Origin of the sequence: Pseudomonas sp. C2B4 (assembly GCF_013359695.1) — a bacterium.
Taxonomy (GTDB): Bacteria; Pseudomonadota; Gammaproteobacteria; order Pseudomonadales; family Pseudomonadaceae; genus Aquipseudomonas.
In genome coordinates, this window is sequence record NZ_JABFMU010000047.1 from 11,354 (window position 1) to 37,540 (window position 26,187).

Annotated in this window: 19 protein-coding genes; 4 read left to right on the forward strand and 15 right to left on the reverse strand. The window is 59.1% G+C overall.

Features of this window, described 5'->3' with window-relative positions; genetic code table 11:
* The first annotated feature begins 186 nt into the window (after positions 1 to 186).
* On the forward strand, positions 187 to 1,551 hold the full coding sequence (locus HNQ83_RS23615; RefSeq protein ID WP_175391167.1) for a sodium:proton antiporter: 1,365 nt from the start codon (positions 187 to 189) through the stop codon (positions 1,549 to 1,551).
* On the opposite strand, the gene HNQ83_RS23620 is transcribed toward HNQ83_RS23615, so the two are convergent.
* The 4 genes from HNQ83_RS23620 to HNQ83_RS23635 form a co-directional block, all read right to left on the reverse strand.
* Positions 1,529 to 3,451, reverse strand: coding sequence for a PAS domain-containing sensor histidine kinase (locus HNQ83_RS23620; protein WP_175391168.1), 1,923 nt, complete (start codon positions 3,449 to 3,451; stop codon positions 1,529 to 1,531). The genes HNQ83_RS23615 and HNQ83_RS23620 overlap by 23 nt on opposite strands.
* Before the next feature lie 87 nt (positions 3,452 to 3,538).
* Positions 3,539 to 4,447, reverse strand: coding sequence for a zeta toxin family protein (locus HNQ83_RS23625; RefSeq protein ID WP_175391169.1), 909 nt, complete (start codon positions 4,445 to 4,447; stop codon positions 3,539 to 3,541).
* 122 nt (positions 4,448 to 4,569) lie between these two features.
* The gene (locus HNQ83_RS23630; protein ID WP_175391170.1) at positions 4,570 to 6,849 is read right to left on the reverse strand and encodes an ATP-dependent DNA helicase; all 2,280 of its coding nucleotides are present in this window, start codon (positions 6,847 to 6,849) and stop codon (positions 4,570 to 4,572) included.
* The gene (locus tag HNQ83_RS23635; protein WP_372241927.1) at positions 6,846 to 8,498 is read right to left on the reverse strand and encodes a VRR-NUC domain-containing protein; all 1,653 of its coding nucleotides are present in this window, start codon (positions 8,496 to 8,498) and stop codon (positions 6,846 to 6,848) included. Before HNQ83_RS23635 ends, HNQ83_RS23630 begins: the two co-directional genes overlap by 4 nt.
* A gap of 210 nt (positions 8,499 to 8,708) precedes the next feature.
* Here HNQ83_RS23635 and HNQ83_RS23640 point away from each other — a divergent pair, with 210 nt between their 5' ends.
* Entirely contained in the window at positions 8,709 to 8,933 is a 225-nt protein-coding gene (locus HNQ83_RS23640) for a YgdI/YgdR family lipoprotein (RefSeq protein WP_175391171.1), read from the forward strand.
* Between the two features lie 108 nt (positions 8,934 to 9,041).
* Here the strand turns inward: HNQ83_RS23640 and HNQ83_RS23645 are convergent, their stop codons facing one another.
* The 10 genes from HNQ83_RS23645 to HNQ83_RS23690 all read right to left on the reverse strand — a co-directional run bounded on the left by HNQ83_RS23645 (position 9,042) and on the right by HNQ83_RS23690 (position 21,839).
* Positions 9,042 to 10,895: a polyurethanase gene (locus HNQ83_RS23645; RefSeq protein WP_175391172.1), complete on the reverse strand. Its 1,854-nt coding sequence runs from the start codon at positions 10,893 to 10,895 to the stop codon at positions 9,042 to 9,044.
* 138 nt (positions 10,896 to 11,033) lie between these two features.
* Entirely contained in the window at positions 11,034 to 12,404 is a 1,371-nt protein-coding gene (locus tag HNQ83_RS23650; protein WP_175391173.1) for a TolC family outer membrane protein, read from the reverse strand.
* A 2-nt stretch (positions 12,405 to 12,406) separates the two neighbouring features.
* Entirely contained in the window at positions 12,407 to 13,756 is a 1,350-nt protein-coding gene (locus HNQ83_RS23655) for an HlyD family type I secretion periplasmic adaptor subunit (RefSeq protein ID WP_175391174.1), read from the reverse strand.
* The gene (locus HNQ83_RS23660; protein WP_175391175.1) at positions 13,753 to 15,528 is read right to left on the reverse strand and encodes a type I secretion system permease/ATPase; all 1,776 of its coding nucleotides are present in this window, start codon (positions 15,526 to 15,528) and stop codon (positions 13,753 to 13,755) included. The genes HNQ83_RS23655 and HNQ83_RS23660 overlap by 4 nt, the downstream gene beginning before the upstream one ends.
* Positions 15,529 to 15,715: 187 nt before the next feature.
* A complete protein-coding gene (locus HNQ83_RS23665; RefSeq protein ID WP_175391176.1) occupies positions 15,716 to 16,135 on the reverse strand; it encodes an AprI/Inh family metalloprotease inhibitor in 420 nt (139 codons plus the stop codon).
* Between the two features lie 98 nt (positions 16,136 to 16,233).
* Entirely contained in the window at positions 16,234 to 17,667 is a 1,434-nt protein-coding gene (locus HNQ83_RS23670) for a serralysin family metalloprotease (RefSeq protein WP_175391177.1), read from the reverse strand.
* A 390-nt stretch (positions 17,668 to 18,057) separates the two neighbouring features.
* The gene (locus tag HNQ83_RS23675) at positions 18,058 to 19,143 is read right to left on the reverse strand and encodes a polyamine ABC transporter substrate-binding protein (RefSeq protein WP_175391178.1); all 1,086 of its coding nucleotides are present in this window, start codon (positions 19,141 to 19,143) and stop codon (positions 18,058 to 18,060) included.
* Between the two features lie 54 nt (positions 19,144 to 19,197).
* Positions 19,198 to 19,539 carry a cupin domain-containing protein gene (locus HNQ83_RS23680; protein ID WP_175391179.1) on the reverse strand — a complete coding sequence of 114 codons (342 nt, stop codon included), beginning with the start codon at positions 19,537 to 19,539 and terminating at the stop codon, positions 19,198 to 19,200.
* Positions 19,540 to 19,566: 27 nt separating this feature from the next.
* A complete protein-coding gene (locus tag HNQ83_RS23685; RefSeq protein ID WP_175391180.1) occupies positions 19,567 to 20,973 on the reverse strand; it encodes an FAD-binding oxidoreductase in 1,407 nt (468 codons plus the stop codon).
* Between the two features lie 50 nt (positions 20,974 to 21,023).
* Positions 21,024 to 21,839 (reverse strand): AraC family transcriptional regulator, encoded by an 816-nt coding sequence (locus HNQ83_RS23690; protein WP_175391181.1) that lies wholly within the window; start codon positions 21,837 to 21,839, stop codon positions 21,024 to 21,026.
* A gap of 251 nt (positions 21,840 to 22,090) precedes the next feature.
* Between HNQ83_RS23690 and HNQ83_RS23695 the strand changes: the two genes are divergently transcribed.
* Positions 22,091 to 22,363: a DUF1652 domain-containing protein gene (locus HNQ83_RS23695; RefSeq protein ID WP_175391182.1), complete on the forward strand. Its 273-nt coding sequence runs from the start codon at positions 22,091 to 22,093 to the stop codon at positions 22,361 to 22,363.
* A 214-nt stretch (positions 22,364 to 22,577) separates the two neighbouring features.
* Here the strand turns inward: HNQ83_RS23695 and HNQ83_RS23700 are convergent, their stop codons facing one another.
* A complete protein-coding gene (locus HNQ83_RS23700) occupies positions 22,578 to 25,052 on the reverse strand; it encodes a UvrD-helicase domain-containing protein (protein WP_175391183.1) in 2,475 nt (824 codons plus the stop codon).
* A 278-nt stretch (positions 25,053 to 25,330) separates the two neighbouring features.
* On the opposite strand from HNQ83_RS23700, the gene HNQ83_RS23705 reads away from it, so the two are divergent.
* Positions 25,331 to 26,026, forward strand: a complete 696-nt coding sequence (locus HNQ83_RS23705) for a pirin family protein (protein WP_175391184.1) — start codon at positions 25,331 to 25,333, stop codon at positions 26,024 to 26,026.
* Positions 26,027 to 26,187 lie beyond the last annotated feature (161 nt).

Sequence of the window (26,187 nt, forward strand, 5' to 3'; positions counted from 1 at the left end):
GCGAGCTCGCTCGCGATGGACTCAAGAACTCCGCGTGTAACCAGTTAACACGCGTATTCGTTCACGACCATCGCGAGCGAGCTCGCTCCTACAAAAGCAGCATTACGCCATGGCGCTCTTTTGATCTCTGGAGGTCGCGATGTCCGCACCTATCGTCAAGCCACGGTCAGTTGATGACCCGGGGCCATGAGTTTCATCGCCTGGGTCGCGGTGTTGGGTGCCGTGTTGCTGGCACTGGCACTCACGTCGTCTTACCTGCGCTGGCTGCCCGTGACCACGTCGGCCGTGTGCCTGGTACTGGGGGTGGCCATCGGTCCGGCGGGCCTGGGCTGGCTCAGGCTGGACATCAAGGACGCGGCGTTCTGGATGGAGCACCTGACGGAAGTTGCCGTGCTGTTTTCACTCTTCGTCTGCGGACTCAAGCTGCGCCTGCCGCTCAAGGACCGAAAGTGGTGGGTGGCGTTCGGCCTGGCGGGACCGGTGATGCTCCTGAGCATTGCGGGTGTGTGCCTGTTCCTGCACCTGGTCTTCGAGCTTGCCTGGGGGCCATCGTTGCTCATCGGCGCGATTCTGGCGCCCACCGATCCCGTGCTCGCGTCCCTGGTGCAAGTCAACGACGCCAAGGATGATGACCCGGTACGCTTCGGGCTCTCCGGCGAGGCCGGTCTCAACGATGGTATTGCCTTTGCGTTTGTCATCCTCGGCTTGCTGTTTGTGCAACAAGGCGCAGAGGACTCAAGCGCCTGGCTGGATGATTGGGCGCTCAAGCGTTTGCTCTGGGCGGTGCCCGCCGGCTTGCTGATCGGCTATTGCATGGGCCGGGGCATCGGCCGCCTGACCCTGTCGATGCGCATCCGCAATGCCGACAGCACCCTGTCCCCCAACGACTACCTGACCTTCGCCCTGATCGCGTTGGCGTATGTCGCCGCCGAATCGGTGCACGGCTATGGCTTTCTGTCGGTGTTCGCCGCCGGCCTGGGCTTGCGCCGGGCCGAAGTCAAGTCCACGGGGCACGCACAGCCACCGGCCGAGCATCTGGTGCAGGCCGTGGTCGGTCACCAGAACGTCGAACCCGATGCCGCGGTGCATGGCGATGTGGCGAACCTGGAAGACTCCCAGGTCGCCGCCGGGATCATGATCGGTGACATGCTGTCGTTCGGTGATCTGGTCGAACGTGCCATGGAGGTGTTTCTGGTGACCTTGCTCGGTGTGGTCCTGATGGGCCACTGGGACTGGCGCGCGTTGGCGATCGCACTGGCGCTGTTCTGCGTGATTCGCCCCTTGAGTGTCGGACTGATGCCCTGGGGCCGTTTATTGAATGCCCGGCAACGCTTGTTGATCGGTTGGTTCGGGATTCGCGGCATCGGCAGTTTTTACTATCTGTTCTATGCCTTGAACCACGACCTCCCGGCATCGATTGCCAGCCTTTGCACCGACCTGACGCTGTCGGTCGTGGCGCTGAGTATCCTGCTGCACGGCATCAGCACCCAACCGATGCTCGCGCGTTATGAAGCGCGCAACCGCCGCCTCACGTCATTGCCGCCGCAATGATTTCCACCAGGTTGTGTTGCGTGAAGGGTTTGGACAAGCGCGGCAGCCTGGCGGCAAAGCCATCCAGGCGTTCGGCATAACCAGTGGCAAGCACGATCGGCAAGGTTGGCATCATGATCTGGATGGCCTGCGCCAGTTGCGCGCCGCTCATGTGCGGCATGGCCATGTCGGTGATGACCAGGTCGAAACGCTGGTCACCTTCGAGCATCTGCAACGCCTGCGCACCGGAATCGGCAATGCTGACCCGATGCCCCAGGTCTTCCAGCATCAGGCAGGTACTGGTCAACACCAGGCTGTCGTCATCGACCACCAACACATTCAACCGGGGCACTTGCGGTGTGACCTGCTCCAGGGCTTGCGGTCCGGCCACCGCGCCCGCCTTGGCAACGGGCAGCCAGAGTTCGGCGGTGGTGCCTTTGCCTTTCTCGCTCTTGAGCCTGAAGCGCCCGCCCATTTGCTCGATAAAGCCGTGCACCATCGACAAGCCGAGCCCCGTCCCCTTGCCGACACCCTTGGTGGTGAAGAACGGGTCCATGGCCGAAGCGAGCGTCGCATCATCCATGCCCTCCCCTGTATCACTGATGGACAGGCAGACATAACGGCCTGGCGCCAAGGTCGACTGGGACTGGTCCAACACCACCTCCATACGGGTCCCGAGGACGATCTTTCCGCCATTGGGCATGGCATCACGGGCATTGGTCGCCAGGTTGAGCACCGCCAGCTCCAGCTGGTTGACGTCGGCCAGCACTGGTTCGGCGTCTGCCGAAAAAAAGGTTTCGATTTTCACCGAAGGCCCGAGGGCGCTGCGCAACAAGCCCATGATGCCTTGCACCAGCGCCGCGATATCTACGGGTTCGGCCTTGAGTTCCTGTCGCCGGGCAAACGCGAGCATCCGTTGCGTCAGGGAAACGCCACGCATGGCGCCCTGGGTGGCGTTATCGAGTAAACGGGTCAACTTCGGATCATCGGCCATGCGTTTGCGCACGATTTCCAGATTGCCCAGGATCACGGTCAGTAAATTATTGAAATCGTGGGCAATACCGCCGCTGAGCTGACCGATGGCCTGCATTTTCTGCGCCTGGAACAGCGCTTCGCGGGCCTTTTCAAGCGCTTGCTGTGATTGTGACGCTTCGGTGATATCACGGGTAATCTTGGCAAATCCAAGCAATCGGCCGGTCTCCCCCCAAATCGGGTCCACCACCACATGGGCGAAAAACCGCGTGCCGTCCTTGCGCAGGCGCCAGCCCTTGTTTTCGAACCGCCCCTCGCGCACCGCAATGTCCAGCGTGCGTAACGGCTCGCCCGCTTCACGGTCTTCCGGGGTGTAAAACATCGAAAAGTGCTGGCCGATGACCTCTTCGGGCTTGTACCCCTTGATACGCTGGGCGCCCGGGTTCCAGTTGCTCACGCACCCGTCCGGGCCGAGCATGTAGATGGCGTAATCGGTGACGCTTTGCACCAGTAGCCGGAATTGCTGCTCGCTTTGCTTGAGGGTTTCCTCGGCCATTTTGCGGTCGGTCAGGTCACGGGTGATCTTGGCAAACCCCAGCAGCGTCCCCGAGGAATCGAGAATCGGATCGATCACCACGTGGCACCAGAAACGCGTACCGTCCTTGCGCACGCGCCAGCCTTCCCCCTCGAAACGCCCCTCGCGAAGCGCCGTGTCCAGCGCCCTTTGGGGCAACCCGGCACGGCGATCCTCGTCGGTATAGAAACGTGAGAAATGCTGGCCGAGAATCTCGGCTTCTTCATACCCCTTGAAACGCCTGGCTCCGGCATTCCAGCTGGAAATGATGCCGTCAGGGTCAATCATGTAGATCGCATAGTCGACTACAGCATCGATCAGCAGACGGAAGCGCGACTCCTCGCTCACATCAGACTTGGTTCGATCCTCGCTCATGGAGTTCTCGCGTCATGATTGTTTTTCTGGAGTATGCGACAGATTAACCATTTGAACAGCCGGTCAGCACTTTACCGGTCATACGGACTATCGATTCACATATTTGACGATATAGGCGTACAGCTCGTTGTAAACGAAATCCGGGACCTTCGGCGCATGAATGGCTGCCTGGAGTAGCGCCAGGTTGCACTCTTTGAGCAACTCATTACGGTCGCTCACCGCGAACACCTGATTCTCGATGATGCTGGAATAAACGTCGTAGGAAAAATTGACCTTGGTGGTCGTTGTGCTGACTGTACCGTCAGCGGCCTTTGAATACGTGCTCTGGGCAACATGAGTACGCTCCTTCAATGTGCCGAATCCGCGTTCATACAGGTTGATCTGGGAGCCGCTGATCGCCTTGACCGCCGTCTGGAGGGCTACGATGATCGCTTTGGCATGGCTCATGCCGGCATCCAGCTTCGATACCGAGAGAAACCTTTCCATCTCATTGTCTTGCAGGCTTTTGAGCGCCCTTTTGAAACTTGAAAGGTGGGCAAACTCTTGAGTGCAACCCACGATGTGAATCTCGAACTGGTAGCCACTGGCCGTCGCCGAGGGTGTAAAGCATACAAGGTCGATGGAGTCGAATGCGGTCTCCATGATGATGTTGTATTGACCGCTGAAGGCTTGCTTGAAGATCCTGGCGCAGACTTCACGAACGAATGATTCCGTATGCTCATAGGCATGCAATACACCCCGTTTGATCATCTCGTCGTACTGGGGGTGTTTCTTTCGGTACTCAGGCAAGTACAGGCGAATGTAATTGGCATAACGCTTCGATGGCAGCAGTTGTTTTTCCAGCAGATACGTCTTGCCTGAAGCCTCCAGCCCGGCGACAAACAGTATTTTGGGGACTGCCTCAACGGTGATGCCGCTGAACAGCGTTGCGCTTATTTCATTGAATGCTGCGGTGACCTGATCATCGGTGTACGTGTATTTCGGTGCTTGCGACATGGTTTGATTTCCTTATCAAAGTGCTGGGCAATATCCAGTTCCTTCAATAAAGAGTGCTTTTGCCGATTGTACAAACGGTCATCTACGTCAAGTCATGTCGACGTCATTAAAGGTAAAAACGCCTACATGGCAGAGGTAAAAAGCGTCGGCGCAATCGACCACCAGCGCGGCAGCAACTGCTTGATCCTGCTCTCGGCAAACCGGTCATCGATCAGCATCACCACCCCTTCGTCCTGTTGCGTCCGAATCACCCGCCCGGCGGCCTGCACCAGTTTCTGTATGCCAGGGTAGAGGTAGGTGTAGTCGTAGCCCGCACCGAAAATGGCGGCCATGCGCCGTTTCATCTGCTCGTTGACCGGATTGAACTGCGCCAGCCCCAGGGTGGCGATGAACGCGCCGATCAACCGTGCACCGGGCAAGTCGATGCCCTCGCCGAATGCCCCGCCCAGTACCGCGAAGCCGATGCCCTCACCGTCTTCAGTGAACTGATCGAGAAACTGCTGACGTTGCGTTTCACCCATGCCACGGGACTGCGACCACAGGTTGATACGTGGATGCCGTTCGGCCAGCAACTGCATCACTTGCTGCAAATAATCGAAGCTGCTGAAAAACGCGAGGTAGTTGCCGGGACGTTGGCTGAATTGTTCGGCGATCAACTCGACAATCGGCGCCACGGATGCTTGGCGATGGGCGAACCGCGTGGAGATCCGGCTGACGATGTGCACCTGCAACTGCCTGGCGTCAAACGGCGATTCGACGTCAATGCACACCGTGTTCGCCGGCGTCCCCAGCAGGTCGGCGTAGTAATGACGTGGGCTGAGGGTCGCCGAGAACAGGACGGTGCTGCGTGCCGCCGTCAGGCGTGGCCCGATGAAACCGGCGGGCACCACATTTCGCAGGCATAGTTGCGAAAGATTGCGCTTGCGTTCGAGGTCGCGCTTGCTGATATCGAACAGGAAGTGCTCATCGAAGCACTCGGCCACCCGGCAGAACTGCAGCATGTCGAAGTAAAAACCCTGGAGTGCGCTGTCCAGCCCCTGAGGGTGATCGTTCAGGTAGTCACTGATGCTCGCCGTGCAGGCTGACAACGCCTGAAGCAGCTTTTCCGGCGCCTTGTCATAAGCCTGATAGGCAACCGGTTGCGGGTCATGCAGGGCGTTCCATTCGCGGTTGACCCGTTGCAACGGTTTTTTCAACGCATCCGGGGCCGTTTTTCGTACCGCGTTGAGGGTCGCTTGATCGAGGCTGGCGCTGTACATCTGGCGGCCGCGCTCCACCAGATTATGGGCCTCGTCCACCAACACCGCGACGTTCCATTGACTGGCTTGGGCCAACCCGAACAACAAGGCGCTGAAGTCGAAGTAGTAGTTGTAATCGGCAACCACCACGTCAGCCCAACGCGCCATTTCCTGGCTCAGGTAATACGGACAGACCCCATGTTCCAGGGCGATCCGGCGCAGGGCGCCCTGATCCAACAGGCTCAGTTCGCTGGCAGCCTGGCGGGCGGCCGGCAAACGGTCATAGAAACCCTGGGCCAACGGGCAGGATTCGCCGTGACAGGCCTTGTCCGGATGCTCGCAGGCCTTGTCCCGGGCAATCATCTCCAGAACGCGCAAGGGCGGTGCATTGGCGCGATCGAGGATCACCTGCGCAGCGTCCAGCGCCAGTTTGCGTCCCGGGGTTTTCGCCGTGAGGAAGAACACCTTGTCCAGTTGCTGCGGCGCCAGGGCCTTGAGCATCGGAAACAGGGTGCCGACGGTCTTGCCAATCCCTGTCGGTGCCTGGGCCATCAGGCAACGACCGGTGCTGACGGCCTTGAACACCGATTCGGCCAGATGGCGCTGCCCGGGTCGAAAATCGGCATGGGGGAACGCCAACTGTTGTGCCGCTCGGTTACGCCCCTCGCGATGGACCGTTTCCTGCTCGGCCCAGTGCAGGAACCGCGTGCACTGCTGTTCGAAGAACTGCCCCAACTGCGTGGCGCTGAAGGACTCGACGAGGCAGGTTTCCTTTTCGCTGACGATGTCGAAGTACACCAGCGCCAGATTGATCTGCTCAAGTTGCAGCTTCCGGCACATCAGCCAGCCGTAGATTTTCGCCTGGGCCCAGTGCAGCTGGCGGTGATTGCCCGGCTGCTTGCTCAAGTCGCCACGGTAGGTCTTGACTTCTTCCAGGCAGTTTTGCGCGGGATCGTAGCCATCCGCCCTGCCCTTGACTGTCAGGCCTTCAAACAGGCCTTCGAGCGCAATTTCACTTTGGTAACCCTCGCTACGCCGGGACGCCACGGTGCGATGCCCGACGATGCCCTCCAGCGCGGTCGGCGACGGTGTAAAGCGCAGGTCGAGGTCGCCGGTCTTGGCAGTGAATTCACACAGCGCCCGCACCGCGATGCTGTAATTCAAGCGTCCTGCTCCGCCCACTGCACGTAACACACGGCAATCGGCATGTGGTGCTCATGGCAGAACTCCAGCCAGCGCAGCTGGTTATCCTGCAAGCGATCCCCCGGGCCTTTGACTTCGATCATGCGGTAGGTCTTTTGCTGCGGCCAGAACTGGATCAGGTCCGGCATCCCGGCGCGATTGGCCTTGATGTCGAGCAACAACCGGTTGAACCAGTGCTTGAGGTGCTCGGCCGGAAAGCAGTCCAATGCCTGTTCCAGCAATTCCTCGCCCAGTACGTTCCAGAAGACGAAGGGCGACTGTACGCCCCATTTCTCGGCATAGCGCTCGCGGATGGTGTGCCGATAACGCCCGTCGTCGAGTTCCGCGAGGCAGGCCTGGAACAAGTCGGTCCGGCGCTCATGGAAATCTTCATTGAGCAGGTCCACCGGGCCGCGCTGGAACGGATGGAAAAACGCCCCGGGCAAGGGCGCGAAAATCGCCGGCCAGCAGAGCAGACCGAACAGTGAGTTGATCAGCGTATTTTCGACGTAATGCACGGGCGCCGACGCCTCCGCCAGGTGCGCCTGAACGTAAAACTCCACCGACATCACCGGATCGGTCCTGGGCAGTTGCAGGTCCAGGCGCTGCATTTCCCGCGCAGGCGCTCGCTTGGCTGGCGGCCCACCCAGTTTGCGCCGCAGCCGGGGCAACACGCGCAGCAATTGCTGTTGCTCGGCGGCGCTTTGCGGCGATTGTTCCGCCTCGGTGGCGAGATCCAGGGCCAGCTGATACTCCCCACAAAGCTCCAGCACGCGAATCAGGCGCAGGCGAGCGCCGGGATAGGCACACTGGCGATACAGCGCCAGCGCCGTGGCGTAATCCGCCATGCGTTCACATTGCTGGGCGATCTGGAACAGCAGCTTGTCACGCCGTCTTTGCAGCCAGGGGTTGATCAGCGTCAAACCGTTGATCTGCTCGACAACCCCGGCCACCTCTTCGCCAGCCTCGAATAGCTGCTGGCAATGGTGAAGGAACAGACAGGCATCGACGTCCTCGCGGCTGCGCAAGCCTCGCGAATCGGCGCTGAAGTCGACTTTTTCGTAGGTTAAGATCCCAAGGTCTGCCAGCACGAATTCGGACCAATCCTGGTAAAGATTGCCGAAAAACATCAAGCGCAAGCGATCGCACAGGCCCATGATGGTCAAGCTGAACAATCGGTCGTCCAACGACGGACACCAGTCACTGAAACTGCGCGTTTCGGGAAACTGCTCGACCAGTATGGGCAGCCAATCGGCTTTTTTTCCCTTGGGCTGGTCGATGGCGCTGCCCAGGCATTGAACAATTTCCGCCTTGAGCAGTACGTCGAACAGTCCTTCGATCGACAACGGCAGTTGATCATCGACCCAACCCAGCGCCACAAGCGGTTCGGCTGCGCTCGCGATGTCACCAATTTCCGCGTAATGCAGTTTGCTGCACCTGAAATGAATGCCCTTGCGCATGACCATTCTGACCAGCAACGCCCGGGATTCACGGGGCAGATCGTTGAAGTCGGCGATGAACCGTTGCTCTTCGATGCTCAACACATCGCCATAGCGATGCTCAAGCCAATCAAGCACTTGCATGAAGTTGTTCAGGTAATAGAACGGATCGTCGAGAGGGTTTACAGTCACGGGAAAGGGGCCATGGCGAGCGAGTACTGGTTATGCGTACAGATACCAGTAACGCCCTGCCCGGCGCAATCGGAAATGGATGGGTGGAGGCGCTGTCAGTTAAATTTTTCAATCCATCGAACTTTCTGCGGTTGCGTGGCACCAACCGCAATAGAGGTACTGTCGTTAGCGACAGTCGCAGCGAATTTTTGAAGTGTTTTAGAGGCGGTTATGAACATCAAGACTCTGGGTTATCCCTTGGCAGCAGCAGCGTTCATGATGCTGACCGGCTGCTCGACGCCAACCGTCGTGACTTTGCAGAACGGCACCCAGTATCTGACCAAGGACATGCCGAAAACCAAGACCAAGGATGGGTTCTTCGAATTCGAGGATATTTCCGGAGCGAAAGTCAAAGTCCGGGCCGATGAAGTGACAACGATTCGCAAGGAAGACTGAAGACCGCGTTATCGTTCATCGCGAGCAGGCTCGCTCCCACATTGGACCGCATACTCCTGTGGGAGCGGGCTTACCCGCGAAGAGGCCCCTTCAGGCGCCGAATCCCCCTCAGGCGATCACAATTCCCGCACCCGACAAACTGTCCAGCCCCACACCGACCAACGTCACTGAATCATTGCCAAACGTCAACACGGTATCCTGTCCCACCACCGAGGCATGGGCCCGAAAATCGTCGATTGGCGCCACACCTTGTACCCCGAGAAACACCAGTTTGTCGTTCGCCTGGTAGCCCAGCACCCGGTCGTGGCCAAACGCGCCGCTAAACAGGAACGTATCGATCCCGCCCCCCGACTCCAGCAGGTCGTTACCGGCCCCGCCGACCAACACATCGTTGCCCTTGCCGCCGATCAAATGATCGTTGCCGTCGAGGCCGAACAACCAATCGCCGATCGCCTGGGCCTTGAGCGTATCGTTCCCCGCGCCCCCCTTGGCCGACGACGCATACTGGGTCAACTGGTTGCCGGCCAACAACCCGTTGGCGGTGACGCTGTGAGTCACGTCATCCTTGAGCAGCCCCCATAGAAAGCCCGGTTCCTTGCTGACGATGCCGCCGATGTCACGGGTGATGCTGATGCCGCCTTCGGCATCGCGGATGTACAGGTTGCCGGCGCCGTCGTTGGCAAAGTCGAAATGCTTCACCGATTGCTGCAAGTCGAGCACGTTGTGGCCCTTGCCGCCCAACAGGATGTTGTAGCCACCGGCATCACGGAAGGTGTCGTTGCCGTCGCGGCCTTCCAGATAGTCGTTGCCCTTGCCGCCCTGAATCAGATCGTTGCCGTCACTACCAATGATGAAGGTGCTGCCCTTGTGAGGTTCGGCATTGCGGTTGAGGTCCTGGACCCAGGTATTGGCCCGGGCCGGGTCTGAAAGGTTGGCCACGATGATGGTCGAATCTTTACGGGTGAGGTCGTAGAACCGGGATTCCAGCACTCGGGTCATGCCATCGCCGTAACCGGTGGGCAAATGGGAAATCCAGGTCGGAATGTTGAGAATGGAAAACGGCAGCAGATTCCAGGCAGTCGATGCGTAGTGGTCGTTGAAGCTGACGATGTTGTTGGTGGCCGAGGCTTGATCGGCATCGTGCACGCCGACCGATGCCAGGTTGAACGCCGCGCCGTCCAGCGCACGGAAAACGGGATCGTTTTCATAGCCGATGTTCAGCACCTTGTCGCTGCTGCTCTGGGTCGGCGAGGCGTAGGCGATGTAGTTGGCATCCTGGAAGAAACCGCCCCATTGCTCACTGCTCAAGTCCGCCAGGCTGTTGACCGCCAACCCGCCGAGGCTATGCCCGCTGACCAGCACATCCTTGCCCGACAACCCGTTGGCCCGGGCAAACGCTGCGACATCCGCAAGCAGCTTGCCGAACGCTTCACCCACATAGTTTTTCGCATAATCCTGTGGGCCCAACGCCGCCAACAGATCATTGATGACATCGCCGATGGAGTCGCTGATCTGAATTTCACGAGGACCACTGGTGCCACGAAAGGCGATGCCGATTTCCGTGAGGTGCCCCTGAGCGTCGTACTTGCCGAGGATTTCCACCTGCGCGCTGGTGTAACCGGCCTTTTCGCCGAAGAAGGTTCCCCGGGCATCGACTTTGCCGTCATAACCCAGCTGCGCAGCGGTAATGGGGGTCCAGCCGGCTTGTCGCACGGCGTCCAGTGCAGCTTTTTCCGAATCGGGGTTCCAGGGAATGCCGGGAATCACCCCTTGGGAATCGGTGCCGCCAATCAACGCGGTCACCAGGGTCGCCGGCAGGCCCAAGCCGAAACCGTTGTGCTGGTAACCGGTGGCAAATCCGTTGTCGAGGTTGTGATAGGAGTACAGCGTGATCGCCATCGCGTCGGTGAACAACGCTTTGGCGTCTGTTGTGCTCAAGTTCTTGTAGTCGTACACACCCATGGGTATTGCCTCTCTCTTTGTTGGAATTATCAGAGATGGCTCACAGCCGGGACGCCTCACTCATGAGGTGTTCCGGAGCCTCCGTGCTGTTACAAAAACCTGATCATGTCGTTGCCGCTTTCCCGACGTGCCTGTGCGTCACTGATTAATCCCCGGACCTTGTCCGAACGCTTCGTCAACCTTGGCCAAATCCTGCTCACTCAAGGTCCCGGCGTAGTAATGCAACTTGGTCCACGCCATCAGGTAGTCGTAACGGGCCTGGGCCAGGTCGCGCCGGGTGGTGAACAGTTGCTGTTCGGCGTTCAGCGCATCGAGATTGACCCGTTCCCCGCCCAGGATGCTTTGTTTGGTCGACACCACCAGCTCCTCGGCGGAAACCAGGGCTTTCTGATAGGCGCGCAATTTGCTCACCCCCGACAGGCAGGCACTGAATTGCCGACGCAACTCGATCAGAGTCTCCCGAGTCTTGCCATCCAGTTCGTACTCGGCCTGCTCCATCGCCCGGCTGGCCTGGCGAGTCGACGCGGAAACGCCGCCGCCGGCGTATAGCGGCACATTCACCTCGATGCCGATGGTGTTGGTGTCGTATCGCTGGTTGTAGGTGTTACCGCTTTCCGATTCGTTCTGGCGCACCGTGGCATAGGCGCTTACCTTGGGCAGGTGCCCGGCCCGATTGCGTTCGACCTCGTAGCGCGCCACTTCCAGCGCCTGGCGTTGGGAAGCCAGGTTCGGGTTGTTGGCTACGGCCATTTCATGCCAGGTATCGTAATTGGCCGGTTGCAGGGTGAAGGTCTGGAAGTTCGGATCCAGCGGGGCCAGGTCGACAATGTCGATCGCCGGCACGCCAATCAGCGCACCGAGTTCACGCAGGGATGCATCCTGCTCGTTGCGCGCCTCGATTTCCTCGGCGGTGGCCAGTTCATAACGCGATTCGGCTTCGAGGATGTCGGTGCGCGTGCCTTCGCCCTGGCGAAACATCTGCTCGTTCTGCTGGAACTGCTGCTCGAAGGCTTTTTTCTTGGCCTGGGCAATGTCGATCTGATCCTGAGCGAACAACGCCTGGGTGTAGCTTTCCAGCACCCGCACCAGCAACTCCTGGCTTTTGCCGCGAAAATTTTCGTCGGCGAACAACGCCTGTGCGACACCTTTTCGATAAGCCGCGTAGGCCTCGTAGTCGAGCAACGGCTGTTGCAGGGTCAGGCTGGAGCCGTAACTGCTGTAGTTGCGGTCGTCGCTCTGGTTTTGCCCACGCTCGTTGAGGTAGGTGACCTTGGAGCTGTTACGGCCCTTGTTGTAGTTGTAACCCAGTTTCGGCAAAAGCCCGGCACGGCCGATGGCACGGTTCTCAAGTCCGGCATCGCGCTCCTTGATGGCCCCAAGGAACACCGGATCATTGCGCAATGCCTGTTCATAAATCTCGAACGGCCCCATGGCCGCCGCGGCCGGGTTGCCCACGAGCAACATCAAGGCCGCCCCGAGCATGGAAAGCTTATTCATACAGCCGAACATCCTTATTCCTCGGTCAACGCGGAGCCTGCCCGGTCGAGCAGCGGTTTGAACAAATAGTTGAGGAGCGAACGTTCACCGGTACGCACGAACATTTCCGCCGGCATGCCGGGCTTGATCACCAGGCCATTGAGTTTTTCCATAGACTGGTCACTGACACTGCTGCGCAGCACGTAATACGGTACGCCGGTTTTTTCGTCGACCATCTGGTCGGCGGAAACCAGGCTGACTTCGCCCGGAACACGCGGGGTGCGACTCTGGTTGAAGGCAGTGAAGAGAATGTCCACCGGCAGGTGCGGACCGACCTTGTCGATGAGGTTGACCGGCAGCCGCCCTTCCACTTCCAGGCGCGTATCTTGAGGCACGATCTCCAGCAGACTCTCCCCCTGACGCACCACCGCGCCAATGGTATGAACACCCAGGTTCACGGCAATGCCGTCAGCCGTGGCAATGATCTCGCTGTGCTGCAGGTCGAATCCGGCGGAGGTCAGTTGCTCTTCCAGCGTCACGCTTTTGAGCTGCGCATCGGCCAGTTGGGTGCGCACCTCTTTCTGGTACTCCTCGATGTGCTGTTGCAGCTTCAGGCGGGACTCGACAATGCCCTGCTCCACCCGGCCGCTTTCGCCGAGGTTCTCGGCCAACTGTTGCTGCACCTGTGACAGTTGTCGCTGATACTCCATCAACCGGTTGCGCGGGATGTAGCCGTTCTGCGCCAGTGGCGTCAGGTTGTTTAACTGTTGTTGCAAGGAATCGGCCTGAGCGCTCAAGTCGGTACGGGCGCGGCGCATGCCGGCCAACTGTGCACCGGCACCTTCGATACTGGCGCGCAAGGCGGCTTGCTCACGGGCGAAGGCATCGCGGCGGCTGCTGAACAACTGACGCTGGCCTTCCAGCACCAACGCCAGGCGCGGGTCGGGATCGTTGCTCAGTTCAACGGGGAAATTCACCTGTTTGAGGTTATCCCGCTCGCTTTGCCATCGAGCGAGGCTCGCCCAGGCCATGCGGTACTGCGCTTGCAGCGATTGAACATCCGCAGCGACCTGAGTCTGGTCAAGCTGGAACAGCGGCTGGCCCTGTTTCACCAACTGACCCTCGCGGACCAGAATCTGACTGACCACGCCGCTGCTCATCGACTGCACGGCCTTGCGCTTGCCCGAAACCACCACCGTGCCCTGCACCGGTATGCCCTGATCGAGTGGCGCGAGGCTGGCCCAGAGGAAGAAACTGCCTGCGCCGAGGAGCGCGAGCATCCAGCCCAGGCGGACGAAGTAACGTGCGTCGCGTTCAGGACGCTGGGCCAGGTAGTCCTGGTCCATTGCCGATTCGTCGTGTGGGTTCATGTGTGTGCCGCTCATACACCGGAATTCCTTGTCGTGGGCTGAGGCTGCCGGCTCATGCCGGTCCCGCCCTGTGCCTGTCCGGACTTTTCATGCAAGGCTTGCTGCGCCCCTGCGAGTGCCTTGAGTACGTCCTGGCTCGGACCGAACGCCTGCAGGCGCCCGTCGTTGAGCACCAGCAGTTTGTCGGCCTGGGCCAGTGCGGAGGAACGATGGGTCACCAGAATCACGCTGGTGCCCTGGGCTTTCATTTGCGCTATCGCGCTGGCCAGCGCCGCTTCGCCCACGGTGTCGAGGTTGGAGTTCGGTTCATCCAGCACCACCAGGCTCGGCCGGCCGTACAGTGCGCGCGCCAGCGCCACACGTTGTTTCTGCCCGCCCGACAGGCCGCTGCCGTCTTCGCCGAGCACCGTGTCGTACCCTTGTGGCAGGCGCAAGATCAGCTCATGCACACCGGCCTGCTGCGCGGCCACCACGACTTGTTGTGGATCAGCTTCTCGGAACCGCGCGATGTTTTGCGCGATGCTGCCGCTGAACAGTTCGATGTCCTGGGGCAAATAACCGATGTAAGGCCCGAGGTCGTCGCGATTCCAGCGATGGATGTCCGCACCGTCGAGTCGCACGGTACCGCCGAGCGTCGGCCAGACCCCAACCAGTACCCGTGCCAGTGTCGACTTACCGGACCCCGAAGCACCGAGCACCCCCATCACATCACCCGCCGCAAGGTTGAAACTGACCATATGCAGGGAGGCCGCCCGTTGCCCCGGAGGTCCGGCGCTGACTTGCTCAAAGGTGATCTGGCCCTTTGGCGCCGGCAGCGCCATGGCCTCGTCGCCCGAGGGGAAGGCTTGCAGCAAGGCATTGAGACGCTGGTAAGCGAGCCTGGCACCGCTCCACTGCTTCCACACGGCGATCAACTGATCGATAGGACTGAGTACGCGACCCATCAGGATCGAACCGGCAATCATCATCCCGGCAGTCATGTCACCCTTGATCACCAGCAAGGCGCCAAGACCCAGCACCAGCGATTGCAGGCACAGGCGCAGGGTTTTGCTCAGGGAGCTGATGACGGCACCGGTGTCGCTGGCCTGGTTTTGCAGGCCGAGGAAACGTGAATGCACCTGGAACCAGCGGTTGCGCAGCGCCCCCAGCATGCCCATGGCCTGAATGGTTTCGGCGTTATGCAGGTGACTGGTCGCCAGTTGGCTGGACTGCTGGGAGCACGCGGCGGCTTCGCTCAAGGGCTTTTTGGTCATGGACTCATTCAACCAGGCCAGCGCAATCAGCAGCAGAACCCCCGCCGTGGCAAAGACACCGAGCCAGACGTTGAACAGATAAATCACCAACAGGTACACCGGAAACCACGGCGCATCGAAGAATGCGAACAGCGCAGGGCCGGTAACGAACTGACGGATGTGCGTCAGATCGCCCAGTGCCTGTCCGGCATTGCCTTCGCCCTTGAACAGGTTGCGCTCGAATGCCGCCTGGTAGACCCGCAGGTTGAACCGTCGCTCCAACTGACTGCCAATACGGATAACAACGAAACTGCGAACCGCTTCCAGCAGTCCGATAAAAGCAAAGAACCCGACAATCATCAGCGACAACATGACCAATGTCGTTTCATTCTGCGAAGACAGAACGCGGTCATAGACTTGCAGCATATAAATAGAGGGCGCCAACATCAGAATATTGATCAGGGCGGTAAAACAACCGACGCTGATCAAGATGCTTTTATAGTCCCCCAGTGCCTTAATTAACGGTGCGGTGGCTGGGGCCTTCGCCATCTTCATTGGGTATTCCTGAGTTGATGTTCATCGCCCTGTTCCGGCGAGGTTCCAATTAACTGTCCGCACCGGGGGCGAGACATTCTTTTTCCGTTATCGTTTACAAATGAACAACAACGCTTTGTGTTCGATAAAAGATCGGGGATTAACCGACTTCAACAGTCATGCGATCCCCAGGGTTTTAGCCGGTCATTTACGCTTGATGCGCCGGGTGCTTGAGGGTAACGGTTCGACCTGAATGCAAAGTGCCTTGATAAAGCCCTTCACGCTGTCGGCCGAAGAACAGGATTCTTGAGCCTTCTTTTCCGGTGATGGAAATCCCGTCCGGCTCGGGGAACCAGCCGGTTACCGGTTCGCCAAGCCAGGCGGCGAGGCAATGGGCGTCATCGCCCAGCGTCTGATCCGGCCGAAGGTCGATCAGACAGGTACTCGCCGGGTCGGAGGTTTTTTCACCCGTGTCTTGCGTGGCATTCAACGTGACCTGCCACTTGCCGGCCAACGCCGACGGATCCGCCAGTTTCAGGCTGCCTGCCATGGTTGCATCTCCAATAAACATCACCAGCGCAGCCAGAAGCCACGCGCTTGCCTTGTGGGAAAAAACGCTGCACGTCATAGGATCTTTAACTCAGGGTCGCAACCTTACTGACTGCGAGCATCAATGCAAGGACAAAGAGCGGCGCCTACAGCGCCGCCCTCCGCTTTCATCTCACATCAAGCCAGGATGTCCGCATACGCCGCCTGGCCCACGGTGCTGACCAGGAAATCAGCCACGCCATGCCCGGAGAAGTCGATCGACAACAAGCTGTTGCCACCCGACGTACTGAGCACCGCATCGCCCACCGCCCCGGTGAAGGCGCTGACAAAGTGCAAGCCTGCGCCGTTGGTGATGCCGGTCAGGTCGATCTTGTCCAGACCGCTGACAAAGTCGAGGATCTGGTCGATCGCACCGGGCCCGGAGTCGCTGCTGGCCGCAAACACGAAGGTGTCCGAACCTGCGCCGCCCCACAGTTTGTCCGCCCCGCCGGCACCGTAAAGGATGTCGTTGCCGGCACCACCCTTCAGCTCGTTGGATACGTGGTTACCGATCAGCAGGTCATTGCCTGAGCCACCAATGGCATTCTCGACGGTAACGCCCTTGGCGATGGAAACGTTGCCCACCAGGCCACCGACGTCAGAGAACGACGCTTCGTTGAGGTTGATCTTCTGGTTCTGGGTGAATCCGGAGAAATCCAGGGTGTCCTTGCCGCCCGCATCCCAGACCGAAAACACCAACTTATCCGCCGAGGAAGACGCGCTCAGGAAATCACTTCCGGCGCTGGAGTTGAAACCGTAGGTGGTGTCGCCGGTGCGGGTCGTGGTGTTGGCGCCATAGAGCTGCTGGATGGCGGCAATATCGTCCATCAATGGGCCGGATGAATAGGCTTCGACGCCGCCCTTGCTGAAGTTCTGGCCGGTGTTGCTTTCACTCCAGTAACTCATGACGCTGTAGCCGCGGGTGTCTTGCCCGTAGGACGCATCATTGTAGGTCGGTGCGCCTTCGCCGGCGTTGTAGTCACCGGGGTGGGCAAGGCCCAGGGTGTGGCCGATTTCATGGGTCAGTGTTTGCCGGCCATAGTTGTTCAGATCCGGGGTTTTGTTGGGCGTGTAGCTGCTGTTGGTCAGGTACCAGGAAGTCCCGTCGTAACCGACCCCGGTGCCAGGCAAGTAGGCAAACGCCGCCGCACCGTCCTGACCGCCGTTGTAGTTGCCGAAGGTCATATGACCGTCACCGCCAGCGGCCTTCTCGGTGAAGGTGACATTGGCCACATCGGCCCAGGATTGCATGGCAAGCACGGCCTGGGTTTTCTGCTGCGTGCTGAACTGACTGAACCCGGTAATCCCGTGCTTGTACATCGTGCTCGACGATGCCGACGTCAGAAAGGTATACGTCAGCTCGATTTTGCCACTGCCGTCCTTATCCTGATAAGCCGCGCCGTCGCGCAGCAATTGAGTGGCGGCCTGATCGACCGAGAACGAAGGTTTGCCATTGACCGTGAGGTTGCCGCCCCGATCGTACTGATGACTGAAACTGTTGATCTGATTGAATGCAGAACTGCCAGCCGCCTGTACGCCGGTTTCAATAGCGTGGTCTTTTACGTTCGACATAAACACACTTCCTTGTTTAGAGATGGAACAGTTTTGTCAGATAGCAACAATCCCTGGCGAGATCGTCCTATCACTCGCCTATTGAAGGCGAACGAAAACTGACACAATTTGACATCAAACGTCCAATAATTTTTTGACGTCAAAATGTGCTCTTCCAGTAAGCCCCCGAAAACAGTAGGTGCGCTGTGAAAATATTATTTTTAGTTCAAGTAAGCCGAATTAATTGTCCGACAATCGACAATTTAATTATTGAATAGGGGGCAGTTGGCTAGTTTGAAAAAGTCATACTTTTGGTATTTGTTTTAGCGCACCTCCGTCAACAAACTAAACATTCAGTGAATTGAAATCAGGTGACGGGACGTCCCGCCCCGTCACCTCTGCCCTGTGCTCTCAACTGCCCGTGCGTATCTTGTTCCACACCCGCGTCCGAATCCGGTCGATGTTCAGCGGCATCGCTTCCAGCGCAAACAATTTCCCCATCATTTCCGGGCTCGGATAAACCTTCGTATCGTTCTTGATCGCCGGATCGATCAGGCTATCCGCTTGTTCGTTACCATTGGCGTAATGCACGTAATTACTGACGCTGGCCATCACGTCCGGGCGCAGCAAATAGTTCATGAAGGCGTAACCGGCCTTCTCGTCCGGGGCATCGGCAGGCATGGCGACCATGTCGAACCAAATCGCGGCACCTTCCTTCGGAATCGAATAGCCGATGTCGACGCCGTTTCCGGCCTCCTTGGCGCGATTTTCCGCCTGCAGGATGTCACCGGAGAAACCGACGGCCACGCAAATATCGCCATTGGCCAGGTCGCTGGTGTACTTGGATGAGTGGAAATAGCTGACGTATGGCCGGACCTTGAGCAGCAAGGCTTCAGCCTTTTTGTAGTCATCCGGATTTTTACTGTGGTGCGCCAGCCCCAGGTAATTCAGGGCAGCAGGCAGCAGTTCCGGACCATTGTCGAGGATGGCCACGCCGCATTTCTGCAACTTCTGCATGTTTTCCGGCTTGAAGATCAGGTCCCAGGAATCCACGGGGGCATTGTCGCCCAGTACCGCCTTGACCTTGGCAATGTTGTAGCCGATGCCGGTACTGCCCCACAGGTAGGGAAAGCCATGCTCATTGCCCGGATCGTTGGTCTGCAAGGCCTTGAGCAACACAGGATTCAGGTTTTTCCAGTTCGGCAATTGGCTCTTGTCGAGCGTCTTCAACGCCTTGCCTTCGATCTGGCGCGCCATGAAGTGGTTGGACGGAAACACCACGTCGTAACCGGACTTGCCAGTCATCAATTTACCGTCGAGGGTTTCGTTGCTGTCGTAGACGTCGTAGGTGAAGGCGATGCCGGTTTCTTTCTGAAAGTTTTTCGTGGTGTCCGGCGCAATGTAATCCGACCAGTTGTAGATTTTGACGGTTTCAGCCGCCTGACTGATTGAGGCGGCGAGCATCAGCGGAGCCAGGGTCATTGTCTTTCGAAGCATGAGTCGATTCCTGTATAGGTTTTGTTGTTGGCAGGCAATCAAAGGATCAAAGGATCAAAAAATCAGCACGTAGGTCTTGCGCACGGTTTCCTGGATGTCCCAGATACCGAGGGTGTTGGCGGGCAACATCAGTGCGTCGCCGGCTTCTATGTGCAGCGTTTCGCCGTCGTCCGGGGTGAAGGTGCAGCGGCCCTGGATGAAGTGACAGAACTCCTGGGCAACGATCTGCCGCCGCCAGCGCCCGGGTGTGCATTCCCAAACGCCGGTTTCGACGCCGTCGTCGCGCTCCACACTGGTGGTTGACGCCACTGCCACCGGCTCATCCAACGGCACGGCGACCGGATTGGACTCATCCAGCTTCAGGGTGGCGGTGTTCTTGAATTGCGTGATGCTCATGGCAATACCTGTCTGTGAAAAAAGCGTTTAGTGCATGAAACCTTCCATGAACCCCGCCACCCCACTGGCGAGCTTGCGTCGCCAGGGAGCGGTGGCCGGGTTGGCCAGGGTCTGGTCTTCGTGGACGAAGCTGCGAATGATCGCGTTGTAGCCGAGCCAGCGGCAGGGTTCGGGCTCCCAGGCCTTGAGCACATTGAGCCCGCCCTGAGGCAGGACCCAGGGCTGACGCACAAGGTCGGTATCGCGTTCAAGGATCAGGTCGGCAAGGGTGCGCCCGCCCAGGTTGCTGGCCCCCACGCCCTCGCCGCCGTAACCGCCGGACAAGGCAATCCCGCCGGCCCGGTCGCAGAGCATGTGGGGCTTGAATCGCCGGGACATGCCCAGGTTGCCACCCCAGCCATGGGTGACCTGGACGTTCTTGAGTTGCGGAAACAGTTCGCCAAACAAATAGCGTCGCAACTCGATTTCGCTGGTGGTCAGGTCGAAGTCATGGCGCAACCGCCCCGCAAACTGATACCCGCCCCGGGCGCCAAAGATCAGTCGGTTGTCGGCGGTACGCTGGCCATACGTGACCTGGCGGCTGCTCTCACCGAAGGCCTGGCCGTCACTGAGGCCAATCTCGTCCCAAGTGGCGGCGGACAGCGGTTCGGTGGCGACAATCAGGCTCTGCACCGGCAATTGATAGCGCCCAAGGGGTGGCAACGTAGCGGCATAGCCTTCTACCGCCGGGACAATCCAGCGACTGCGCACCGAGGCATGGGCGGTTCGCAGGCGACCGGACTGCCATTGGGTGACCGGACTGTTTTCGTAGATCTTCACGCCCATGCCCTCGACCGTGCGTGCCAGGCCCCGCGCCAGTTTGGCCGGATGCAGGGTGGCGACGTGGGGGGCAAAGATCCCGCCATAGGGTTTGGCAATGCGGATCTGTTGCGCCAGCTGGTCCGGGCTGAGCCAGCGGTAATCGTTCTCGTTGAGGCCCTGGCGGTAGAGCTTGTCCAGATACTGACGAAGGCTGGTCTCCTGCTCCGGGTAACGGGCCGCACAGTACAGCGCCCCGCCTTTACGGTAATCGCAGTCGATGCCTTCACGCTCCAGGACGATTTTCACTTCATCCGGAATGCCATGCAGCAGATCGTAGGAAGCGCGGCGCTGCTCGGGTGACAGTCCGGCCAGCAGCCGGTCTTCCCCCAACAGATTACCCATCAGCCAACCGCCGTTGCGCCCCGACGCGCCAAAACCGGCGGTTTGCGCCTCGATGATGGCAATGTTCAGATCGGGCGCCTGACGCTTGAGGTAGTACGCCGTCCACAGCCCCGTGTACCCGGCGCCGATGATCGCCACGTCGATATCCAGGTCCTGTTCCAGGGCAGAACGCGCCTGTAACGGCTCGTCGAGTTGATCCATCCACAAACTGATAGTGCGCCACGCCGGCATGCAAGACTCCGCCATTCAAACTTCGATGGCGTTGATCCTAGTGCGTGGGTTCAGCGGCTGTCTTGCGCGCGTGCACGCAAAGAAATTTGTTTGGCGTAGGCCTTGGGTGACAAACCGGTGTGTTGGCGGAAACAGCTGTAGAACGCCGACAATGAATTGAAACCGGCGGCGAAGGCCAGTTCGTCGATGCGCAACGGTGGCGTGGCGTTATCCAGCGCGGCCAGCAGGTGTTGCAGGCGAGCCTGGTTGACGTAGCGATAGAAGCTCTGGCCAAGCACCTGATTGAGCAGATAGGACATCTGGTTGCGGCTGTACCCGCACTCCTTTGCCACCCGTTGCAGGTCGAGATCAGGGTCCAGATAGGGTTGCTGTCGCTGGAAATACTGTTGCAGATCGTCGGCCATGAAACTCAACTGGCGCGGCGACAAGCCCAGTCGACTGACCGCCGGGCGCTGCGCGCCGGTGGCTTTGCGCGCCGGCTGCTCGTGCACCAGCGAGGCGTATTCGTTGACCCGCCAAATCAGCCCGTCGCGCACGGTGATCGCCTCGCTGGCGCGAAACGACACCAGGCCTTCCCCGCCGCGCAGGGTGATGCGGTACTGAATGAACGCCGTATTGCCGTCCAGCCTTATACGGTCCGAGTGCTCCAGTGCTTCATCCGGATCGCGGGGCATGCTGCTGCGTACGTATTCGCGCAACTCGTCCAGGCCCATTACGCGGTTCTGGAAAAAGTCGCTGTACTGGATCTCGGGGTGATACAGCGCCATGACGCCGTCCAGATCGCGGTGCTTCCAGCGCAAGTGATAGCGCATGACCGTCTCGCCCGTGGCCTGGGTTTGCAGCGGGCCGTCATCCTCGGCGTACATAAAGGTCTCGGCGAAAGAAAAAGAGACTGCCCAAGTTTCTCCTCCTCTTCAAGGGGACCTGTTTAACCCAGCCGCGCCCGGACCGTGACCTGAATCAAAAAAAAGGCAGCAATCGCTAAACGGCCTGAAAAAAACACATTTTTTTCACATGTGGATGCTACTTTTAAAGTCTGTCACTGGTTGAGCCATTGAAGGCTCTTCCCTCCTAACATGAGCTAACGGAAGCGCTCGATGAAGAAGGCGGGCAACATATGAATAAAGGGTTCAGCAAGGTCACTTTTCCAAATGCCTGCCAGCTGATGCGCTGGCATTTTCACCCCATGGGATTCGAGGCAAGCATGGATGCCCCGGGCAGCATGATCGCCCGTTTGTTTGATCGGGCCAGTGGCGAGACCATGATCGCCATTGCCGGTATTCCTTGTTCAACGGTCATGAATGCCGCCGATGTAGAGCGAATAATCGAAGCGGTGGAAGATGAGCTCGCAGCGTTCATTCCTCCGGTGGCGCTCAAGAGTTATGCCTGAAGCCTGATTGCAAATAAAAAGCCCACTGAATGTGGGCTTTTTGATGCCTGGTACAAGACCCTGTGGGACCCCGCTTATGTGGCGAGGGGATTTATCCCCGTTGGGCTGCGAAGCGGCCCCCAGCGCCCGTTCAGACAGCCCGAGTTGTCTGGATTAGGGCCGCTTCGCGACCCAACGGGGATAAATCCCCTCGCCACAGAATCCCACAGGTGATTCACGCCGAGGTTTTGGCCTGCCGATGATCAGCAAAAAACGCCTTGCCCTTGCCGATCCGGTCCGATGCCTTTGGCAGGTTAGCCGCCTGGGTGTCCTGCCCGTCGACATACCAATAGCAATGGCTCACCGCCCGGGTGATGCCCACATACGCCAGGCGCAGGATTTCATCCTTCTGCGCGTTGTCATAAGGCTCGCTGTCGCCGGCCTTGCCCAAGCCCGCCATGCGGTACACCTGATTCTTGTAGGGCGAACTGGTCAGGTGCTGGCAATCGCCCAACAGGAACACTGCATCGGCCTGCAAGCCCTTGGCGCTGTGGTAGGTCAACTGCTTCAGGCGCCGGGCTTCATACGGCAAGCTAGAATCAACATTAATTACAGGCTGAATATGCTCTTCTATCAACAACTTATCGCTACTTTTTCGATAAAGCATCAAGATCGAATCGCCCTTGCGGTAGTGTTCGATCAGGCGCTGGGCCATGCCTTGATCGTCACGATCCAGCACATTGACCGGCAGCAAATCCTTCGGCTCGCCGCTGGCCTTGGCCTTCTTGCCGGCAATGGCCGGTGCGGCTCGCACGATGTGTTCGGCGGCGTCGATGATGTGCTGGTGGCTGCGGTAGTTGTCGCTGAGCATGACTTTGGTGGTGCTCGGCGAGGAGAATTCTTTGTTGAACTCCATGAAATAGCTCGGCGAACTGCCGCGCCAGCCGTAAATCGATTGCCAGTCGTCCCCGACGCAGAGCAACGAAGAGCGCTGGGCACCGCGCCCCACATGCATCGCCGGGCCGCGACTGCGGATTTCGGCGAGACTGGCGCGGATCCAGGAGACAATTTGCGGCGATACGTCCTGAAATTCATCGATCATCAGGTGCGACAAAGGTCTTAGCAGCTCATCGCTGAGCAGCTTGAGGTTTTCCGGTGAGTGCTCGCTGAACAGGGCAAACATACGGTTGTACGTCATGATCGGCGGCTTCTGGTCGAGCAGATGGTCTTCCAGCGCTCGCCAGTACAGGCTCAACGCCTCGAAGAAAAACCGGTCGGGGTCGTCCTTGGCGAAACTCATCTGACTGACAGCCGTTGGCACGTCCAGGCCGAGGTTCTCGATAAACCCGGCTGCCGCGACAAAACAGTCCAGCAATGGCGCGGACGCGAGTTCACCCTTGACCTTGTAATCGAAGCCCGGTCCGGCGCTGGCATCGCCGGCAAGTGACGCCAACACTCGCCTTGATGACTCGTAACTATCCAGCCATATCAATGGCTTACGACAGAAAGCTTGAAACAGGGTGCGCTTGACCGCCCACTCTGCGCGCACCGTAAGCTTGGCGTTCGGGCGGGTGACCTGAGGGTTTTCCCGAGGATCGAAACCCAATACCACCCAGGCGTCCAGGGAGGGAATGTAGCCGTGGCAATGGAAGGTCGAACCGTTGATATCGAAGGTCTGGCGATTGGGCTCGACGCCTTTGATCGGCCAGGCCCCCGCCTGAAACCACAAATCCTCAATTGCATCGCACAGTTCTTCATCGCGCCTGGCCGCCAGTTCGGTCACCGCCATGCGTTTCTGCACATCCGGGTGATCGCGCTCCAGTTCCTTGAGCTGCAAGGCATGGCGCGACAACGGCAGGATCAGTTCGCGGAAGCGCTCATCCCGGGTATGCAAGGCGTGGTAGCAGGCATTGAGTTGCTGGCGCTGGGCGTCGTTGATGCGCAGGTCGAACGGATTGCTGTCCACCTCCTCATCACCGTTGAGCGGGCGCAGACTGAGGTTCTCAAAGGCTTGCAGACGTTCGAAGCCCGGCAGGCTACGCACCATCGGCAAGATCCGCGAATGGAAGGTGCGCACCAGATCGCGCGCCTCCTTGAAACCGAGCACGCGCCCCCAGAGCGCAAACAGTTCGATCAGCTTATTGATGAAGTCCTTGCGCGACTCGCGGGTGAACGTCACCACGGTCATCGAACTCAACTCAAACCCCAGATAATGGCTCAGCAGCACGATGCGCAGCACCAGCGTCGTCGATTTGCCGGCGCCGGCGCCGGCGATCACCGACGTTGACGGGGTATCGCTGAAAATCATCTTCCACTGCGCGGCACTGGGCTGGGCATGGGCTGGCAGCAGACGGGCGACATCTGCCTTCATGCGCTTTTTCAGGTCTGGCGTCAGCGGCAGTCGCCAGTCGTCGAACAAGTGATCGTCGATTCCGGGCGGCCGATGCTCGGTTGAGCGCGAATCACGAATCAGCAGGACCTGCCGGCCTTCCTCCAGCCCTTCGAGCCTGCCTTCCTTGTAGCCGTACTCAACGCCGGCCGTGTGCCCGCTGCGGAAGCCATCCGCCTGACCGTGCAGCCAGGATGCGCGGTGCTGTGCACGCAGGCGCGTCAAGCCATGGCCAAAGAAACGGGCGGCCAGGCGCTTGAGCAGCGGCATCTCGGCCAGAGGACGAAGTTCAGGCGGAAGATCAGGGGTGTGTTGCGACACGCGGACGGACTCCAGGGTGTGAGGCTGTTGAGGGCTATGGTGTCTGCATTTGCCGTTGAGTTCTAGTGAAATGCTTGTGACTCATTGGCTTATGCGCTGATTTGAAGGTTGGATAAGAACGTTTCGAGGTTATTTCATATCGAGTATTTCGATGCCTATAAGGCATTTTTTACGCTTTTTATCGATCGTTACCTGACGGATGATGCCCGTCATCAACCACCGGTCTCGCTTCATGGCTCAGGCGTTCTGCCCATGACGAACCTTTTCAGGAGACGATCATGCTTGAACTCAGACCTTTCAACTCGCTCGGTGGCGCGCACCACGGCTGGTTGGATGCCCATCACCATTTTTCGTTCGCCGAATACCATGACCCCAAGCGTATGAACTGGGGCAATCTGCGGGTATGGAACGACGACGTGATCGCCCCCGGCACCGGTTTCCCGCAGCACCCGCACCGGGACATGGAGATCATCACTTATGTGCGTGAAGGCGCGATCAGCCACCAGGACAACCTGGGCAATAAAGGTCGCACCGAGGCCGGTGATGTTCAGGTGATGAGCGCCGGTACCGGCATCGCCCACAGTGAATACAACCTGGAGGCAACGCCGACCAAGATCTTCCAGATCTGGATCATCCCCAATGAATCCGGCCTGGCACCGTCCTGGGGCGCCAAGCCCTTCCCTAAAGGCCAGCGTGAAGGTTTCGTGACCCTGGCCAGCGGCAAGGCCGGCGACGATCAAAGCCTGCGCATTCGTGCGGATGCGCGGTTGGTGGCGGCAAACCTGAAGGCCGGCGAAAGCGCCGAGTATCACCTCGACAGCGGTCGTCGTGCGTACCTGGTGCCGGCCACCGGTGTGATTGAAGTCAATGGCTTGCGAGCACAAGCTCGAGACGGTGTTGCGGTTGCCCAGGAGCAGGTATTGCGGGTGACGGCGATCGAGGACAGTGAAATCGTGTTGGTGGATCTGGCTTGATCCACTAAATGCCGGGCAAAAAAAGGGGCGACCAAATTGGTCGCCCCTTTTTTTCGTCTAGCCCTTTGTGGCGAGGGGATTCATCCCCGTTGGGTTGCGAAGCGACCCCAAACCCGGCAAATGCAGCTCTCCTGATACACCGCGCCTGCAGATTTACGACT

Bases quoted from the DNA above. Each gene is read 5' to 3' on its own strand.
- HNQ83_RS23680 (WP_175391179.1), bottom strand. From the start codon at position 19,539: ATGAGCATCACGCAATTCAAGAACACCGCCACCCTGAAGCTGGATGAG.
- HNQ83_RS23690 (WP_175391181.1), bottom strand. From the start codon at position 21,839: ATGTACGCCGAGGATGACGGCCCGCTGCAAACCCAGGCCACGGGCGAG.
- HNQ83_RS23705 (WP_175391184.1), top strand. From the start codon at position 25,331: ATGCTTGAACTCAGACCTTTCAACTCGCTCGGTGGCGCGCACCACGGC.
- HNQ83_RS23615 (WP_175391167.1), top strand. From the start codon at position 187: ATGAGTTTCATCGCCTGGGTCGCGGTGTTGGGTGCCGTGTTGCTGGCA.
- HNQ83_RS23695 (WP_175391182.1), top strand. From the start codon at position 22,091: ATGAATAAAGGGTTCAGCAAGGTCACTTTTCCAAATGCCTGCCAGCTG.
- HNQ83_RS23625 (WP_175391169.1), bottom strand. From the start codon at position 4,447: ATGTCGCAAGCACCGAAATACACGTACACCGATGATCAGGTCACCGCA.
- HNQ83_RS23640 (WP_175391171.1), top strand. From the start codon at position 8,709: ATGAACATCAAGACTCTGGGTTATCCCTTGGCAGCAGCAGCGTTCATG.
- HNQ83_RS23650 (WP_175391173.1), bottom strand. From the start codon at position 12,404: ATGTTCGGCTGTATGAATAAGCTTTCCATGCTCGGGGCGGCCTTGATG.
- HNQ83_RS23655 (WP_175391174.1), bottom strand. From the start codon at position 13,756: ATGAGCGGCACACACATGAACCCACACGACGAATCGGCAATGGACCAG.
- HNQ83_RS23675 (WP_175391178.1), bottom strand. From the start codon at position 19,143: ATGCTTCGAAAGACAATGACCCTGGCTCCGCTGATGCTCGCCGCCTCA.
- HNQ83_RS23620 (WP_175391168.1), bottom strand. From the start codon at position 3,451: ATGAGCGAGGATCGAACCAAGTCTGATGTGAGCGAGGAGTCGCGCTTC.
- HNQ83_RS23645 (WP_175391172.1), bottom strand. From the start codon at position 10,895: ATGGGTGTGTACGACTACAAGAACTTGAGCACAACAGACGCCAAAGCG.
- HNQ83_RS23660 (WP_175391175.1), bottom strand. From the start codon at position 15,528: ATGAAGATGGCGAAGGCCCCAGCCACCGCACCGTTAATTAAGGCACTG.
- HNQ83_RS23685 (WP_175391180.1), bottom strand. From the start codon at position 20,973: ATGCCGGCGTGGCGCACTATCAGTTTGTGGATGGATCAACTCGACGAG.
- HNQ83_RS23665 (WP_175391176.1), bottom strand. From the start codon at position 16,135: ATGACGTGCAGCGTTTTTTCCCACAAGGCAAGCGCGTGGCTTCTGGCT.
- HNQ83_RS23670 (WP_175391177.1), bottom strand. From the start codon at position 17,667: ATGTCGAACGTAAAAGACCACGCTATTGAAACCGGCGTACAGGCGGCT.